The organism is Pseudomonas sp. fls2-241-R2A-110 (genome assembly GCF_030209165.1).
GTDB lineage: Bacteria > Pseudomonadota > Gammaproteobacteria > Pseudomonadales > Pseudomonadaceae > Aquipseudomonas.
On record NZ_JARVSN010000005.1, the window covers coordinates 19,390 to 36,366 of the forward strand.

The 16,977-nt window shown below is 61.6% G+C and carries 14 protein-coding genes; all 14 read right to left on the reverse strand.

All coding sequences use genetic code 11. From position 1 onward, the window contains the following. Positions 1 to 139 precede the first annotated feature (139 nt). Positions 140 to 844, reverse strand: a complete 705-nt coding sequence (locus QRN31_RS02470; protein ID WP_285429995.1) for an NAD(P)H-dependent oxidoreductase — start codon at positions 842 to 844, stop codon at positions 140 to 142. 9 nt (positions 845 to 853) lie between these two features. Continuing rightward, positions 854 to 1,084, reverse strand: coding sequence for a hypothetical protein (locus QRN31_RS02475; RefSeq protein WP_285430391.1), 231 nt, complete (start codon positions 1,082 to 1,084; stop codon positions 854 to 856). After that, entirely contained in the window at positions 1,081 to 2,496 is a 1,416-nt protein-coding gene (locus QRN31_RS02480; RefSeq protein WP_285429997.1) for an aldehyde dehydrogenase family protein, read from the reverse strand. The genes QRN31_RS02475 and QRN31_RS02480 overlap by 4 nt, the downstream gene beginning before the upstream one ends. Further along, complete coding sequence (locus QRN31_RS02485) at positions 2,489 to 3,679, reverse strand: pyridoxal phosphate-dependent aminotransferase (RefSeq protein WP_285429999.1); 1,191 nt, start codon at positions 3,677 to 3,679, stop codon at positions 2,489 to 2,491. The genes QRN31_RS02480 and QRN31_RS02485 overlap by 8 nt, the downstream gene beginning before the upstream one ends. A 27-nt stretch (positions 3,680 to 3,706) precedes the next feature. Continuing rightward, positions 3,707 to 5,314, reverse strand: coding sequence for a 5-guanidino-2-oxopentanoate decarboxylase (locus QRN31_RS02490; RefSeq protein WP_285430000.1), 1,608 nt, complete (start codon positions 5,312 to 5,314; stop codon positions 3,707 to 3,709). Positions 5,315 to 5,324: 10 nt separating this feature from the next. Continuing rightward, positions 5,325 to 7,415, reverse strand: coding sequence for an acetate--CoA ligase family protein (locus QRN31_RS02495; RefSeq protein ID WP_285430380.1), 2,091 nt, complete (start codon positions 7,413 to 7,415; stop codon positions 5,325 to 5,327). 27 nt (positions 7,416 to 7,442) lie between these two features. Then, positions 7,443 to 8,603 carry an acyl-CoA dehydrogenase family protein gene (locus tag QRN31_RS02500; RefSeq protein ID WP_285430001.1) on the reverse strand — a complete coding sequence of 387 codons (1,161 nt, stop codon included), beginning with the start codon at positions 8,601 to 8,603 and terminating at the stop codon, positions 7,443 to 7,445. 42 nt (positions 8,604 to 8,645) lie between these two features. Next, on the reverse strand, positions 8,646 to 9,437 hold the full coding sequence (locus tag QRN31_RS02505) for an enoyl-CoA hydratase/isomerase family protein (protein WP_285430002.1): 792 nt from the start codon (positions 9,435 to 9,437) through the stop codon (positions 8,646 to 8,648). 407 nt (positions 9,438 to 9,844) lie between these two features. Then, the gene (locus QRN31_RS02510; RefSeq protein ID WP_285430004.1) at positions 9,845 to 11,251 is read right to left on the reverse strand and encodes an amino acid permease; all 1,407 of its coding nucleotides are present in this window, start codon (positions 11,249 to 11,251) and stop codon (positions 9,845 to 9,847) included. 186 nt (positions 11,252 to 11,437) lie between these two features. Next, entirely contained in the window at positions 11,438 to 13,702 is a 2,265-nt protein-coding gene (locus QRN31_RS02515) for an ATP-binding protein (protein WP_285430005.1), read from the reverse strand. Further along, entirely contained in the window at positions 13,699 to 14,472 is a 774-nt protein-coding gene (locus tag QRN31_RS02520; protein WP_285430007.1) for a substrate-binding periplasmic protein, read from the reverse strand. Before QRN31_RS02520 ends, QRN31_RS02515 begins: the two co-directional genes overlap by 4 nt. Before the next feature lie 5 nt (positions 14,473 to 14,477). Next, entirely contained in the window at positions 14,478 to 15,194 is a 717-nt protein-coding gene (locus QRN31_RS02525; RefSeq protein WP_285430008.1) for a response regulator, read from the reverse strand. Between the two features lie 92 nt (positions 15,195 to 15,286). Beyond that, positions 15,287 to 15,934 (reverse strand): TetR family transcriptional regulator C-terminal domain-containing protein, encoded by a 648-nt coding sequence (locus tag QRN31_RS02530; protein ID WP_090181253.1) that lies wholly within the window; start codon positions 15,932 to 15,934, stop codon positions 15,287 to 15,289. 247 nt (positions 15,935 to 16,181) lie between these two features. Then, positions 16,182 to 16,961 carry a class II aldolase/adducin family protein gene (locus QRN31_RS02535; RefSeq protein ID WP_285430010.1) on the reverse strand — a complete coding sequence of 260 codons (780 nt, stop codon included), beginning with the start codon at positions 16,959 to 16,961 and terminating at the stop codon, positions 16,182 to 16,184. Positions 16,962 to 16,977 lie beyond the last annotated feature (16 nt).

Sequence of the window (16,977 nt, forward strand, 5' to 3'; positions counted from 1 at the left end):
CCCCATCGCGGGCAAGCCCGCTCCCACAGGGATCTACTGGGGCCACACAATCGTGTGTTCATTCAAGATTCCTGTGGGAGCGGGCTTGCCCGCGATAGGGCCCGAAAAAACACCATCAAACTATGGCCAAAAGCCTCCTTCAACGGGGCAACGGATACAACGCATCATCAAACTGCGCCAACCGCGGAAACTGCATCGGCTGGTCATCACTCAAGTGCTCAAGACGCTCCTGATACCCCACCAGGAAATCCTTGCGCGCTGCGTCGCTGATGTACGGCACATGCCACGCCACGAACGGTTCCAGCACATCAAAACCGACATACGCCAGCGTGCCGCGCAGAATCGGGCGCAGCATGTCTTCCAGCGGACCATGAATCGCGCCGTCACCGAACATATGCTCGCGTCCGCCCAGGGTCACCGACACCAGCGCCTTCTTGCCGCTCAATCCGCCCTGATCGTAAAAACGTTTACCGCCGTAGCAGACACCGGATACCAGCACCCGATCAATCCAGCCCTTGAGCATGGCCGGTGCAGAGAACCAGAAAATCGGAAAATTGAGGATCAACAGGTCCGCCCACAACAGTTTATCGAGCTCCTGCTGGATGTCCGGCGCCAGTGACTGGCTTTTCACCCCCAGACGTTGCTCCAGCGCGTACACCAGGTACTCCGGGTTTTCCCGCGACGAAAAATCATCGGCGCTGGCCACCGGGTTCCAGTTCATCGCATACAGGTCGCTGACCTGTACCTCATGCCCCTGGGCTTCCAGGGTCGTGACAGCCTGGTCACGCAAGGCGGCAGTAAAGGATTTCGGCTCCGGGTGGGCGTGGACAATCAGTACTTTCATGACAATTCCTTAAACGTTTACAAGTGTGGAGTTTGAAGAAGGTAACGCGCGCGATGCCAGTAACCGGTCGAGCCAGTCCGGGTCCATTTGCGGTTCGGATGAAAACAACAGCCCGGTGTAATCCTGATGCGGCGGCGTGAAAATGGCGTTGCGCGGTGAGTAATGAATGACCGGTTTAAAACCACGTAAAACACCGGGCCAAGGCCCGGTGCGCAGATCGTTTGAATCGTTTACGGTCACACCTGGATCGCCTTCACTTCAACAAACTCGTTGAGCCCTTCTTCGCCCCATTCACGGCCATTGCCCGATTGCTTGTAGCCACCGAACGGCGCCTGATAATTGAACGCCGCACCATTGAGGAAACACTGCCCGGCGCGCAGCCGGCGCCCCAACTGCAAGGCACGCTCAGGGCTGCCGGCCCACACGCCGCTGGACAAACCGAACGGTGAATCGTTGGCGATCTGGATTGCCTGCGCTTCATCGGCATAAGGAATCAGGCACAGCACCGGGCCGAAGATTTCTTCCTGAGCGATGCGCATACGGTTGTCGACGTCGGCGAACAACGTCGGGCTGACGTAGTAACCGCGTTCGTATTCGTCAGCGGTGTCGCCGCCACACACCAGGCGTGCGCCTTCCTGTTGACCGACCTGAATGTAGTCACGCACGGTGCGCCGTTGCGCTGCCGAACACATCGGCCCGAGAAAACTTTGCGGGTCCAGCGGATCGCCCATACGCAGACTGCGGGTTTCGGTGATGGCCAGTTCCACGGCCTCGACGTAACGACTGGCGGGCAACAACATGCGGGTCAGCGCGGTGCAGGTTTGGCCTGAGTTGATCATCACGTCCTGCACGCCGTAGCGCACGGCGGCGGCCAGGTCGGCGTCCTCGGCGATCAACAAAGGTGACTTGCCCCCCAGCTCCAGGCACACGCGCTTGACCGAAGGCGCCGCCGCTTGCGCCACGCGAACCCCGGCACCGGTGGAGCCGGTAAACGACACCATGTCCACGTCCGGGTGTTTGGCCAGCGCTTCGCCGACCTTCGAACCAGGCCCACTGACCAGATTGAAAACGCCGGACGGCAAGCCGATGGCCTCGATCATCCGTGCCAGCAAAAAGGCGTGCAGCGGGGTTTCCTGGCTCGGCTTGACCACCACGGTGCAGCCGGCAGCCAGCGCCGGGGCGAGCTTGCCGATCAGTTGATGCAGCGGGTAGTTCCACGGATTGATGAACGCGCAAACGCCGACCGCTTCGCGAATGATCAGCGAGTTGCCGACTTCGCGCACTTCGTCCATCAAGCCTGCCAGTTCGACGTATTGTTCAAGCCCGAGGATCGGCCCGTCGACTTGCACCGAACGGCACCATTGCACCGGCATTCCCAGTTCCGATGTGATCACCGCAGCCATCTCGTCGGCCCGCACGCGCAACTGCTCGGCAAGTGCGCGGATATAGCCGGCACGCACACTTGATGGCGTGCTCGACCAAGGACCGAAAGCACGGCGTGCGGCGGCCACCGCGTTGTCGACATCGCGCTCATCGCCCAAGGGCACCGAACCGGTCACTTCTTCAGTGGCCGGGTTGATCACCTCGGCGATGCCCTGCCCCGACGGGGTTTGCCAGCGGCCTTCGATAAACAATGTTTTGTGGTTATGCATAGACCTGAGCCTCCAGCAATTCAGTGGCGCAACGGGTGATGCGCTGGCAAGCGTCACGCAACGGCTCCTCGCCCAAGACCAGGCCCAGACGGATATGCCCGGCGGCGCTCGGACCGAACGCTTCACCGGCCAGCACGGACACGCCGTGACGGTCGAGTAAGCGGTCGGCGAACGCCTGGGCGCTGAGCCCGGTGTCGCGAATATCGACCATCACGAACATCCCGCCATCGGGTTTCAAGGCGCGCACGCCAGGGCAATCGGCCAGGCATTCACAGACCAGATCACGGCGCTGGCGATAGGCTTCGCGCATCGCCTCGAGCTCCGGCAGGTGGCTTTCGAGCGCGACCACAGCGGCGTCCTGAACAAAGTCCGGCAAACCGTAAAGCATGCACAGCGCGAGATTTTCCAGGTGCGCGGCCAAGGATGGCGGCGCAATCGACCAGCCGATCCGCCAACCGGTCATGGCGTGGGATTTCGACAGGCTGTTAAGCGTCGCGGTGCGCTCGGCCATGCCCGGCAAACTCGCCGGGCTGACGTGTTCGCCGTCGAACAGCAACTCGCTGTAGACCTCATCGGAAATCAACCAGAGGTCGTGGGCGATGCACAACTTCGACAACGCGAGCCAGGTGTCGCGCGACAAACTGGCGCCCGAAGGATTGTGTGGACTGTTCAGCGCCAGCGCCCGAGTGCGCGACGTGATGCGCGCGGCGACGTCTTCGGGCAGCACCCGGAAGCCGTTCTCGGAGCGTACCGGCACCGGAACCACCACCGCGCCGCACGCACCGAACACCGCTTCATAGGTCACGTACATCGGCTCGGCGACGAGCACTTCATCGCCTGGATTGAGCACGCACTGAGCGACGCAGAACAACGCACATTGCGCGCCAGCCAGCACCGTGACCTGATCCGCCGAGACCTGCTGGCCGCTGCGTTGGCCGTAATGCCGGGCGATGCTTTCACGCAACGCACGCTTGCCACGCACGTCGGCGTAGTGAGTGTTGCCCGCCAACAAGCTGTCGATGGCGGCCTGCACAATCGGCACTGGCGTGTCGAAATCCGGGTCGCCGACCGACAACAGCAAAATGTCTTCACCCTGTTCCTGCAGCGCCAGGGCGCGGTAATGGATGTCCCACGCGGCGGCGCCGTCACCGGCGATACGTTGAGTCAGATCGGAAAAGCGCATGGCGATACCTCAGCCGGAAATTGAAAGTCAGTGCGCGCACGCATGCTTGAGTTCGATCAGGGTCACGCCGTTGCGCTTGAAGCCGTGGCGCAAGTCGGTTTGCAACTCGGCCAGGCTTTGCGGCTGGCTCACGGTGCAACCGAAGGCGCGACCGAGGGCAGCGAAATCCGGGTTGCGCGGCAGCACGCCAATCGGCTCGATATCGAGCCCGAGCATGTCGTCGCGGATCTGCCCGAGCGCGTCGTTGTTCCACAGCAACACCACCAGCGGGCTGTCCAGCTCTTCGACGGCGGTGGCCAGTTCCTGCGCGGTGTAAAGGAAACCGCCATCGCCCACCAGCACCAGCCCCGGCCGTTGCGGCGCGCCGAACTTGGCGCCGATGCCGGCCGGCAAGCCATAACCCAACGTGCCGTAGCCGGTCGGGTGCAACCAGCTGCGCGGCGCCAGGCTGTTGAAGGCGTAGTTGCCGGTGTAGGCCAATTGAGTCATGTCGGTGCTGATGAACGCGTTGTCCGGCAGTTCGGCGGCAATTCGTTCGAGAATCGCCTGGTGGATCGACTGCAACGGGCCGTGACTGTTTTTCACCGCTTCACGCAGTTTGGCGACGGATGCGGTCGCAGCGCTGGCGTCACGAGCTGAGAAAGACAACCGCTCCAGCAGACCGGCGAGGGTTTGTTGTGCATCGCCGTGCAATGCCACTGCACAGGGATAGAAGTCGTTGAACTTGCGCGGATCGATGTCGACGCGCAGCAGCTGCGCAGTCAGCGGCAGGCGCTCACGCCAGAAATCGGTGTCGGCCATTTCAGTGCCCACGGCCAGCACCACATCGGCCTCGGCGATCAATTGCCAGCCGGGTTCCACGCACAAGGTCGAACCGGCGTTCAGCGGTGCGTCAGGCGCCAACAAGCCTTTGCCGGCAACGCTGGTGAACAGCGGCGCGGCGAGTCGGGTGCTGATTTCTTGCAAGGCGTGTTGCGCATTCAGCGCACCGCCACCGGCAATGATCATCGGCCGTTTAGCGTTTTGCAGTATTGCTGCGGCTTCATCCAGCGCGACGCTTGAAGCGGCGCCACGGCTTGGGCGATGCACCACGTCATTGCTCCAGTCGCGACTGACTTTCGCCGACAGCACGTCGAGCGGCACCGAGATGTGCACCGGGCGCGGACGCTCGCTGTCGAACACCGCGTAGGCGCGGGCGATCAATTCAGGCAAGTCGTCTGTGCTCAACGCGACCGCCGAGAACGCCGTGATCGGCGCGGTCATGGCGCGCTGATCCTGGGTTTCGTGCAGGCACCCCCAGCCCTTGCCGAGGCTGGCCGTGTGGTTGACGCTGGAAATCACCAGCATCGGAATCGAGTCGGCATACGCCTGGCCGATACCGGTCGCGGCATTGGTCACGCCGGGGCCGGTGATGATGAAGCACACGCCCGGTTTGCCACTGACGCGCGCATAGCCGTCGGCCATGAAACTCGCGCCTTGCTCGTGACGGGTCAGCACGTGGCGGATGCCGCTGCCGGGCAGGCCGCGATACAGTTCCAGCGTGTGCACGCCGGGAATACCGAACACGGTGTCGACGCCATAGTTGGCCAATAGACGCACCAGGGCCTGGCCGCCGGTCAATGTTGTGGTTTGCATGTTCACTTCCTCACTCGTGGCCGAGGCGAATCAACGCATCGACCGCAGTCGTGCCGTGGGCACCGACCAACAATGGGTTCACATCGAGTTCCAGCAATTGCCCGGCGTTCTCGCAGGCGTAATCGGCCACCGCACGGATCGCCGCGACCAGCGCGTCCAGGTCCGCCGCATCGCGGCCGCGAAAACCTTGCAGCAACGCCGCACTGCGCAGGCTCGACACGGCATTGCGAATGGCACCGTCGGTGGTCGGCAACAGCAGGCTGCGACTGTCCTTGAGCAACTCCACCAGAATCCCGCCGGCACCAATCACCAGGGCTAGGCCAAAATCGTTTTCGCGCTTGATGCCGACGATCAATTCAGCCAGGGGCGGTGTCGCCATCGGCTCCAGCAGGACCTGATCGAACGGCACCTGTGGTGCGTACGCGGCAATGCTGGCGCGCATTGTTTTCAGCGCCGCGCTCAGGGCCGCTTCATCTTTGAGATTCAACGCCACGGCGCCGGCTTCGGTTTTGTGCGGCAGTTGCGCACTCACCGCTTTGAGCACCAACGGATAACCCAGGGCGTTAGCGTCGGCCAATGCCTTGTCCGGCGTGCTCAACACGCCGTTGGGCGTCGGCAGGCCAAAGGCGCGCAAGGCTGTTTTCGAGTCCCACTCGTTGAGCAAACGACCTTCACCGACCAACGCTTGCGGACAAAGTGGCACCAGCGCCGATTCACCGAGCGCCAGCAACGCCTGGCGATTGCGTTGATAGCCAGCGATCCGGCCCCACGCGGCCAAGCCGTCTTCGACACCTTGCAGCGCCGCCACGCCTTGAGCATGCAGGCGTTCGCGAGCGTGGGCCGGCAGCAGTTCCGGGAACGCCGAGGTGACAAAACCGGTCTTGCCGTGACGGACCAGGGCGGCGCAGTAAAGCTCCAGCAGCAGGTCGCACTCCTTGCGTTCGCCGGTGTATTCCGATGGGTAATCGAGCACCAGCATCGCCGCATCCGCTTCGGTGCGCAGGGCGCTGTCGAGCATACGGTTCAGGGCCTCGCCGTCACCCCAGATTGCGGTGGTGAAATCCAGCGGATTGACCAGATTGGCGTAGCTCGGCAGCACCTGCGCGAGTTCTTCACGCTGACCTTCGTCGAGTTTGGGCAAGCTCAGTTCGTTGCGTTCGGCGTAGTCGGCGATCAGACCGGCGTCACCGCCGGAACAGGCCAGCGCGATCAGGCTGTTGCCCGACGGTAGCTTGCCGCACGCTGCCGCTTTCAGGGTTTCGACAAAACTCACCGGGCCACTGACGCGGATCACGCCCAGACGCGCGAACAGACTGTCGTACAGAGCGTCCGAACCCGACAGCGAGCTGGTGTGACTGAGCGCCAACTCGGCACCAATCTGCGACACGCCGGTTTTCAGGGCGATGATCGGGATGCCCTTTTCCAGCGCCTTGTGCGCGGCGCGGGCGAAACCCGGAACATTCTTCAAACCTTCGAGGTGCAAGCCGATGGCGGTGACGCGCGGCTCATCAAGCAACACGTCCATCAATTCGGCGATGCCCAGTTGCGCCTGGTTGCCGACCGACGCCATGTAGGCCACCGGCAGCGAGCGGTCACTCATCGACAGGTTGTAGGCAAAGTTGCCGCTCTGGGTCAGCACCGCGACGCCCTTCTCTACCGCTTTGCCGCCATGGGCCACCGGCCACAACGCGGCGCTGTGCAGGTAGTCGAGCAAGCCGTAGCAATTGGGACCGAGCAGCGCCATATGACCGGCGGCGTTGAGCAACTGCTGCTGCAAGGCCTGGCCTTCGGCGCCGGTTTCAGCGAAGCCTGAGGCGTAGCAAATGGCGCCGCCCGCGCCCTTCGCGGCCAGTTCGGCGACGCAGGTCAGGGTCAGCTCGCGGTTGGTCGCGATGAACACCGCGTCCGGACCACACGGCAACTCGGCGATGCTGCGCACACACGGCACACCTTCAAGGTTGTCGTGCTGCGGATTGACCAGCCACATCTGCCCAAGGTAGCCACCTTCGGCGCAGCGCTTGAGCGCCCGTGCCATGCTGCGGCCACCGACAAACGCGAGGTGGCGTGGCGCGAGCAGGCGTTTGAGGTTGTCACGAATCATCTGCGACATGGGTAATCTCCAGACCGGTCAGCGCAACAGCGGCCGCAGCAGTTCGCGGGAAATAATGTGGCGCTGGATCTCCGACGTGCCTTCCCAGACCCGCTCGATCCGCGCGTTGCGCCAGATACGTTCCACCGGACATTCATCCATCAGGCCCATGCCGCCAAAGATCTGCACCGCCTCATCGGCGACCTTGCCGAGCACTTCACTGGCGAACAGCTTGGCCATGCCAGCCTCGCCATCTGTCATGCTGCCCTGGTCCATTTTCCAGGCGGTGTGCAGGGTCAGCAGTTCAGCGGCGCGAATCTGCGTGACCATGTCGGCGAGCTTGAACGAGATGCCCTGATAGGTGCCGATCGGTTGGCCGAATTGCTTGCGATCCGCCGCCCATTGCAGCGACACGTCGAGCGCACGTTGCGCCTGGCCGACACAGTTGGCAGCGACCATTACGCGCCCGGCGGTGAGCCAGGCGTTGGCCACGTCCCAGCCCTTGCCGACTTCGCCCAGCACCTTATTGGCCGGCACGCGGCAGTCATCGAAGAACATCTCAAAGGTGTGGTAACCACGGTTGCTCACGCACTTGGGACCACGGCGAATGGTCATGCCTGGCGTGTCGCGGTCGACCAGGAACGAGGTCACGGCGTTGCGCTGTTTGCCGTTGTGCTCGTAGGTGTCGGTGACGGCGAAAACGATGGCGAAATCGGCGTGCCCGGCGTGGCTGATGAAGTGCTTGCTGCCATTCAGAACGAAGTCATCGCCGTCGCGCACGGCGCGGGTCTTGATCGCGTTGGCATCGGAACCGGCGCCCGGCTCGGTCAGCGCGAAGCAATCGATTTTCTCGCCCTGGATGCACGGCAACAGGTAGTCCTTGATCTGATCGCCGGTGCAGGCCATGAGGATTTTCGACGGCCGCGCGACGAACACATGCAGCGCCCATGACACCTTCGACAGCTCACGCTCGATCAGCGCCTGGGACACATAATCCAGACCACCACCGCCCACTTCTTCCGGCATGTTGAACGCATAGAAACCGGCGGCGATGGCCTTGCCGCGAATCTGCGCGGCCAGCTCCGGGGAGACTTCGTCGGCGCGGTCGACCACTTCCTCATGCGGCAGCAGTTCCTTGGCGACAAAGCTGCGTACCGCGTCCACCAACATTTCTTGTTCTTGGGTCAGTTGGAAATTCATGGGGCTACCTGTTGTTCGTTCACGGGTTGGGGAGCGGCGGGCTTATTTGCCGGCAAACTTCGCCGGGCGTTTTTCGATGGAGGCGCGTAAGGCTTCCACACCGTCTTCGCTGCGACCGCAGAGCAGACCGGCGGCGAGCTCGGCTTGCAGTTGCTCCGGCAGGCTGCGCTGGGCGCCTTCGCGCATGAGTTTTTTGGTCTGGGCGAAGGCGAATGTCGGGCCGCTGGCCAGGCGCGAGGCCAGTTCAGTCGTCACTTCGAGCAGTTGTTCATCGGCACAGACTTCGCCAACGAGGCCGGCCGCCAAGGCGCGGTCGGCGCCCCACAACTCGTCGAGAAACAGCAGGCGTTTGGCCTGTTCGGTGCCGATCAGGCGTGGCAGGTGCCAACTGGCTCCGGCGTCCGGCGAGTAGGCCATGCTGGTGTAGCCGGCCTTGAACCGCGCCGATTGCGCGGCGATGCGCAGGTCGCAGCAGAGTGTCAGGTCCATGCCGGCGCCGACGGCGGTGCCGTTGATGGCGGCGATGGTGGGTTTTTCCAGGCTGTACAAACGGCTCATCAGGGCGTGGGCGGTTTCGGTCCAGCCATAGGTTTCGAGGGCGCCACGGGCTTCGGCTTCGGCCCATTCGGCGAGGTCGGCGCCGGCGCAGAAGCTGCGGCCGCTGCCGGTGAGTACGACGACTCGAACGGCGGGATCGGTGTTGAGCTGGTCGAGCAAGGCGTGCAGGTTTTTCAGGGTCGGGATGTCCAGCGCGTTGCGCTGGGCGGTGCGATTGAGGGTGATCCAGGCCACGCCGGCTTCGACCTGGCTGAGCAGAGAGGAGTGAGTAGTCATGCGAATCCTCGAATTATTGTGTTTGGCATGAGGTGATGCGACTTGAGGCCATACTAAACGAGTGTTCAGCAAGGCGGCAATCTGTGACCGATTTGGCTGTAACAGCTTGAAATTCACTTTAAGTTATTGGTTTTAAACGGTTTATTTTTTATGAGGGGCGTTGTAGGGATGGGGCTGTTACAACTTTGAACAACTGGGGACAAGGGATTGGGATTGGGGGGCATATCCGTTTCTGCGGTAGCGGCGGTTTGAGCAAGACTCAAGCCTGGTGTCGACAGCGGAACGCAGAGCGTCCCCGGCGGCATTCCCACGCAGAGCGTGGGAACGATCACGAAAGTGCTTGGTTACTTGGTGCTCTTCCAAGTGACCCGCTCCGTTAGCCCCTCAACGGATATACACACAACCAATCAAACAGCACTCGGCGCCAAAACCACCGAACGCTTGCGATGAATCAGGAAATACGCCCCATAACACAGCGCAATAAACCCAAACCCCCAATACAACGAAGGTCGCTGCGTCTCATCCAGCGCCAAAAACACAAACAACGAACAGCACAGCGCAATGCACGTCAGGGGCAACAGCGGAAACCACGGCGCACGGTATTTCAGATCACTGAGTTTGCCGCCATCACGCAGATAAGCCTTGCGGAATTTGTACTGCGCCAGCGCAATCACAATCCAGGTCACCGTGCCCGACATCCCGCTCACCGCCATCAACACCATGAACAGCGTGTCTGCCGCAACAAAACTGGTCATCAACGACACCAACGCAAAACACAACGTGATGCTCAGCGCCCGCAGCGGCACCCCACGCTTGCTCAGCGGAGACAGACTTTTGGGCGCCATACCCGTCTTCGACATCGCCCACAGAATCCGCGTAGAGGCATACAGGCCCGAGTTACCGACGGAAAGAATCGCGGTGAGAATCACAAAGTTCATCAGGTCGGCGGCATAGGGAATGCCGACCATGTCGAACACCTGTACGAACGGACTTTCCATCAACCCGGCCTGCTGCCACGGCACAATCGCCGACAGCACCACAATCGCCAGCACATAGAAAATCAACACGCGAAACACCACGTTGCGCACTGCGCGCGGGATGCTTTTTTCTGGCTGATCAGTTTCACCGGCGGCCACGCCCATGATCTCGCACCCCTGAAAGGCATAGACCACGGTCATCATCACCGCGAACACCGCCGACAGGCCGTTGGGGAACAGTGAGTCGCCGATCAGGTTGGTCATCATCGGCGCCGGTGCGCCACTGGTCAGCGGAATCGCGCCAAAAATCACCAGCACTCCGACCACAATGAAACCGAGAATCGCCGCGACCTTGATCCCGGAGAACCAGTATTCCGCCTCACCGAAAGCACGCGTCGCCAACGCATTCAGGCCGAACAGCACCACCACGAACAGCGCCGACCAGTACCAGATCGGCACAGCCGGAAACCAGCGCACCATCAGCATGCCCGCCGCCGTGAACTCCAGCCCTACGGTGGTCGCCCAACTCATCCAGTACACCCAGCCGATCATGAAACCGGTGGCCGGCCCGATGAATTTGGTGGCGTGGGTTTGAAACGAACCGGAGACCGGCATCTGCACGGACAATTCGCCCAGGCACACCATCACCAGGTACATCAGGAAACCGGCGACCAGGTAGGCCAGAATCGCCCCCACCGGTCCGCCCTGGTTGATCGTCACGCCGGAGCCCATGAACAACCCGGTGCCGATCACGCCGCCCAGCGACAACATGAAAATGTGCCGGCTCTTGAGGGCGCGGGTCAGTTGGATGCCTTTACGTTCGGTGGATTCGCTCATGTCCGCACCCCGTCAGCAAGGTGCGCGAGGCGCGAGAAAGGATCAGCTTTACGGCAGTTCATTATTATTATCTCCAATAAGCTTCGAAGACCGCGCGGTGGCGGTTGCCTCGATTATTGGAAGACCATGTAAGGTCCGGTTGACCGTAAAGATCGAAGTTGTAAAAAGTCGTAACGAACTTGTACGTCAGGTGTGCAGCAGCTCGGCCAGCGTCTGTTGCGAACGTTGCAAATGCGCCTGAACCTGCGTCGCCAATGCCCGCACGGCCAACTCATCGTTGATCCGCGCAGCCTCTTCCAAGGCACGCAGCACATTGGCCAATGCCCGAAAACCCAATGAGTCGCTGCTGCCGGCCAGGCGATGGGCAAGGTGAGCGACTTCGGTGCAATCGTCGGCCTCGATCGCTTCCTTGAGTGCTTCGCGATGCTGCGTGATCGCGTCGCGCAACACCGCCAACAAGCCCTGAAGTTTCTGTTCCCCGAGCAAGGTGCGATGCGTGTCCAGCAACGGCCAGTCCATCGCCTCATCCGCCCTTTGTGGTGCAGGCAAAAGCGCTTGTCCGGCCAAGGCCTGGCGCAAATTATCGAGCTTCAGGGGTTTGGCGAGGATGCCATCCATCCCGGCATCCAGATAGCTGCGTACCAATGCCGGCTGCACGCTGGCGGTCAGGGCGAAAATGCGGCAGTGACGATTCGGTCCCTCGGTGGTGCGAATCCGTTTGCACAACTCGACACCGCTGATGCCCGGCAGATGCACATCGAGCAAAATCAAATCGAAGGTCTGCGCAGCGCAGTGGATCAGCGCCTGTTCGCCCTCCTCTGCAAGCCAGACCCGATGCCCGTCCACTTGCAACAAACCGCCGACCACTTCACGGTTCAGAGCCACGTCTTCAACCACCAGAACATTCAGCGCGTAATCGGGCTTACTGTGGATCGCCACGTCGGCCAAACCGGCGATACCCGGTTGCAGCGTCACCTCGAACCAGAAACAACTGCCCTGCCCGACTTCACTTTCAACACCGATCTGCCCGCCCAGTTGCTCCACCAGATGCTTGCTGATGGCTAACCCGAGACCGGTTCCGCCAAAGCGTTGCGCCACCTCGTCGCTGGCCTGGGTGAAGCGCTCGAAAATCTTTTCCTGCACCGCCTGGGCAATGCCGATGCCGTTGTCCGTCACGCTCAATCGCAGCCGTTGCCCGGCCTGCCCGGGAGCGGGCGTCAGCAACGCCACATCGACGCGAACCTCGCCGCCCTCGGTGAATTTGATCGCGTTAGCCAGCAAGTTGCTCAGCACCTGACGCAGGAATTGCTCGGCACCGTGATGCCTGACAGCAACCTGCGGATCAACTCGGCAGTGCAGCGTCGTGTCATTGCTCAGCGCGCGCGGCTCAAGCAGGGTCAGCACTTCGTCGAGCAAATGCCTGAGCGAGAAATCCACCGGTTCCGGGTGACTGACGCCCTCTTCCAGTCGAGCGAAATACAGCACTTCATTGAGAATCGACAACAACCCTTCGCCGGCCTTGTAGAGCGCATCCAGACGTTTGCCATCGCGCTCATCCAGATTCGCGCCGCGCAGCAATTGGGCCATGCCGAGAATGCCGTTGAGCGGTGTGCGCAATTCGTGGCTCATGGTCGCCAGGAAACGCGACTTGGCGAGGTTGGCCGCCTCGGCTTCGTCCTTGGCGCGCATCAGGCTGGCGGTGCGACGTTCGACCATTCGCAACAATTCGTCGCGGTTGTTCTGCAAGGCCAGTCGATCGGTTTCCCGTCGTTCAATGTCACTGAGAATCGCCCGGCGCATGTCGTCCAGGGCATGAGCCACGGTGTCGATTTCGTCTTCGTTCGCGCTGCGCCGCTTGTCCAGATGCAAGGGCTCGTGCCAATCACCGGCAGCGATGCGCCGGGCAAATTCGGCCATGACTTGCAGGTGCCGGGTGACCAAGCGGTAAAACAGCCCCGACAACGCCACCGCCAAACCGCACAGAAACACGCTCATCCACAGCAGGCTGGTCAATCCGGTGGCGTACAAACGCTGATGCACTGCGCCCAGATCGGTGCTGACCTCCAATTGCCCCAGATGCCGCAAAGGCCCGGACGGCGGTTGATAGTCCAGCTCGAAACGCTCGATGCGCAGCGGCCCGACCGGGTCGGCGTTGCCTTGCAGCAGATCGAAATCGGGGCTGATCAGGTGCACCCGCGCCACGTCGGAGAAGTCCACCAGACCGCGCAACTGCACGTTCAATTGTTCCTGGTTCAAGTCCCAGAGACTGCGCTCCAGGCTGGCCAGATAACCGGCGCGGATCAGCTCCATGCGCGAGTCGATGTCGCGCATCTCGCGCCGGTATTCGAAGTACAACTGCACGGTGCTCGCCAGCACGGTGAAGCACAGGCTGAACAACAGAATGAACAGCAGCAGACGCCGCAACAGTCCACCGGACCGGGCACGGATCATTTGGAATTGACCGGCAGGTTGATCATGTCGCGGTAGGTGACTTCGCTTTCGTTGAGCAAGCGCTCGACCTCCCCGCTGCTGACCATGCGCTGCAATTGCGCGTCGATCTCCGGCATGCGGCTGGCCAGCGGGGATTTGCGCGAAACCGCAACCCGCAGGTAATCGACACTCAAGGCATTGGGCAACGCGACAATGTCTTGCGCGCCCGGCAGGTTTTCGACGTACAACTGACCGGTGCGCCGTTCCGAGGTGATGAAATCGATGCGCCCGCGAATCAGTTTGCCGAAGTTCTGGCGGCTGTCGGAGACCCATTCGATGTTCTGTTGCTGGGCGACCAAACGGTCGAATTCGACGCCGTAACTTTCGCCGAACAACAGCCCGCCCCGGTAATTGGCCAGGTCTTGCAAACGATCAAATTTCACCGGGTGCTGACGGTTGATGAACAGCGCGACTTCTTCGCGCAGCACAGGCACCGTCGAAAAAATCATGCTCTGTTCCCGTTGCGCGGTGCTGTAGGCCAGGGCCACATCGACCCGGCCTTCGGCGACATCGAGCAGGCAACGTTTCCAGTTGCCCAGCACGACGATTTCGACGTCATAGCCCAGACGCCCAAAGAGGTTTTTCACCACGCTTGGGGCCAGGCCGCGCACTTGTTTGCCGTCGCTCCAGGAGATCGGCGGATACACCGGATAGTCGCAGTAGCGAATGTTCTCGGCGGCCGTCGCGCTGTTGGCGATCAGCGCCAGCAGCAGCGCAAACACCTGCCACATCAGACTCAGGCCGCCACGCTGGCGGTGAACAAATACCCGGCACCGTGGATGGTGATGATCAGTTGCGGCTCGGCCGGGTCGTCGTGCAGTTTGCGCCGCAACCGTCCGACCAGCACGTCGATGGAGCGATCGTTGGGCACCCATTCGCGATTACGGATCTGGTCCATCAACTGATCTCGGCTCAAGGTGTGGCCGCTGTTGCGCAGGAACACGCTGAGCAACTGATATTCGCCGTGGGTCAACAGGGTTTCGCTGCCGGTGGGGTCGATGAGCCGCCGGCGGTCGGTGTCCAGTGCCCAATCAGCGAATTGTTTGACGGGCTTGGCAACAGCCGCGACCGGTTGCGGCGTCTGCGCGTGGCGAACCCGGCGGATCAGGTTTTTCGCCCGGGACACCAGTTCGCGAGGGTTGAGCGGTTTGATCACGTAGTCATCGGCGCCGCATTCAAGGCCGACGATACGATCAATTTCATCGTTGCGCCCGGTGATCAGAATGATCCCGACCTCGGAACGCACTCGCAACTCCCGGGTCAGGGTCAGGCCGTCCTTGCCGGGCAGGCGGATATCGAGCATCACCAGATCGACGGTCTGGCTCGCCAGGAAGGTGTCGGCCAATTCGGCCGTGGCGGCGCAATGCACTTCGTAACCTTCCTGGGACAGGTAGGCGTGCAGCAGTTCGCGAATCAGCGGATCGTCATCGACGATCAATACCCGAGGAATCATCGCTAGGTGTCCCGCAAATGCCCGAAGGCGTGTTTCTTATTAGAGTGTTTTGTTGCCGTGGCGCCAGAGAGTATCGACAGCTGAACGAACGATCAACAGCCCGTCGTCTGGACGCAAAACCGTTGGCGACCGCCGGCCTGCAATCCGTCGACCCAGGCTTCGCAAATCTGAATGCCTTGCTCCGGGGTGAAGGTGCCGGGGTTGAGGCCCGATTCCAGCCACAAGCCGTCGAGCAACGCACTGAGGCTGATGGCGGCCAGATCGGCGTCGAAGTTCTCCCAGCCCTCTTCCTGTGCCAACTCGGTCAGCACCTTGCGCAAGATCCCACGGTACTCGCCGTAGGAATGTTCGTGCGCGAGGTTGATCGACTCGGCCGTGCGCACCGCGCCCCAGAATGCCAGCCAGGCATCGATCAGTTGCGGGTCGAGCAACTCGGCCGAAAACGAACCGCGAAAGAACGCTGACAATCGTTCGCGGGCCGTCGGCGCGGCCTTCTCCATCGCGTCGCGCAACAGGCTCATGACCCGCCCCGTAATCGCTCGGTAGGCCTCGGCGACCAGTTCATCCTTGCCGGAATAGTGGTGGCTGATCAACCCGACCGAAACCCCGGCCTCGGCGGAAATCTTGCGGATAGAAGCGCCCTGAAAACCATGACGCTTGAGGCACACCAGCGTCGCTTCGATCAGGTTGGCCTTGCGCAACTCCGGCTCCATGCGGGAAAAACGGGCTTCCTGACTCATGCGCGATACTCTCAGTGGATCAATCGTTAGGGACGCGGCGGTAAAGCGCGCGGGCTGAACGACTGTACAGCAAGAGCGTGGCAAGTCTCCAGCAGTTGCATACCTCATGGGACCGAGTTGCCGCCATCGCGAGCAGGCTCGCTGCCACAATTAATCCGCGGGCACTTGGTATTCGCGCCAGCAGCAAAACCCTGTGGGAGCGAGCCTGCTCGCGATGGCGCCAGCCCCACAAATGCAGGGCCACGGGTCAATCCCGATAACCCGGCGCCACCCGATCCAGCAATCGCAACAACGCGGCCCAAACCAATTGCATGGCGTCCGGGTCGCTCAACTCGCCTTCGTCCAGCGGACGGCCGGGGTCGTTGAACTGACGCTCGGTGTGTTCGCACACCTGGGCGGGCGGCAATACCAACTCACCGGCGGCTTGCGCGGCGAGCTGGATTTCGCAGGCTTTCTCCAGGTAATACATGCGCAAAAACGCCTGGCTCACAGTCTCTCCGACAGTCAGCAAACCGTGGTTGCGCAGCATCAGCACCGATTTGTCGCCAAGGTCTTGCACCAGACGTTGCTGCTCGCTCATGTCCAGCGCCACACCTTCATAGTCGTGGTAAGCGACCCGTCCGTAGAACTCCATGGAAATCTGGTTCACCGGCAGCAATCCGCATTTCAACGCGGCGACGGCACAACCGGATTTGGTGTGGGTGTGCAGCACGCACTGCGCATCTTCACGCGCACCGTGAATGGCGCTGTGAATCACAAACCCTGCCGGATTCACCGGGTACGGCGACGATTCGACGGCCCGGCCATCAAGACCGATCTTCACCAGATTGGACGCAGTGATTTCATCGAACATCAGCCCATATGGATTGATCAGGAAATGATGGTCAGGCCCCGGCAGGCGCACCGAGATATGGGTAAAGATCAGATCAGTCATGCGAAAGTGCGCGATCAATCGGTAACAGGCGGCCAGCTCCTCTCGCAGCTTTTGTTCCGTGGCGCTGCGCAAAGGGGTAGCGATCTCGTTCATTGTTTTGGTTCTCCAG

Coding starts and splice junctions, on each gene's coding strand:
- QRN31_RS02500 (WP_285430001.1), bottom strand. CDS start 8,603: ATGAATTTCCAACTGACCCAAGAACAAGAAATGTTGGTGGACGCGGTA.
- QRN31_RS02515 (WP_285430005.1), bottom strand. CDS start 13,702: ATGATCCGTGCCCGGTCCGGTGGACTGTTGCGGCGTCTGCTGCTGTTC.
- QRN31_RS02485 (WP_285429999.1), bottom strand. CDS start 3,679: ATGCGCTTTTCCGATCTGACTCAACGTATCGCCGGTGACGGCGCCGCC.
- QRN31_RS02480 (WP_285429997.1), bottom strand. CDS start 2,496: ATGCATAACCACAAAACATTGTTTATCGAAGGCCGCTGGCAAACCCCG.
- QRN31_RS02525 (WP_285430008.1), bottom strand. CDS start 15,194: ATGATTCCTCGGGTATTGATCGTCGATGACGATCCGCTGATTCGCGAA.
- QRN31_RS02530 (WP_090181253.1), bottom strand. CDS start 15,934: ATGAGTCAGGAAGCCCGTTTTTCCCGCATGGAGCCGGAGTTGCGCAAG.
- QRN31_RS02470 (WP_285429995.1), bottom strand. CDS start 844: ATGAAAGTACTGATTGTCCACGCCCACCCGGAGCCGAAATCCTTTACT.
- QRN31_RS02495 (WP_285430380.1), bottom strand. CDS start 7,415: ATGATTCGTGACAACCTCAAACGCCTGCTCGCGCCACGCCACCTCGCG.
- QRN31_RS02490 (WP_285430000.1), bottom strand. CDS start 5,314: ATGCAAACCACAACATTGACCGGCGGCCAGGCCCTGGTGCGTCTATTG.
- QRN31_RS02520 (WP_285430007.1), bottom strand. CDS start 14,472: ATGTGGCAGGTGTTTGCGCTGCTGCTGGCGCTGATCGCCAACAGCGCG.
- QRN31_RS02535 (WP_285430010.1), bottom strand. CDS start 16,961: ATGAACGAGATCGCTACCCCTTTGCGCAGCGCCACGGAACAAAAGCTG.
- QRN31_RS02510 (WP_285430004.1), bottom strand. CDS start 11,251: ATGAGCGAATCCACCGAACGTAAAGGCATCCAACTGACCCGCGCCCTC.
- QRN31_RS02505 (WP_285430002.1), bottom strand. CDS start 9,437: ATGACTACTCACTCCTCTCTGCTCAGCCAGGTCGAAGCCGGCGTGGCC.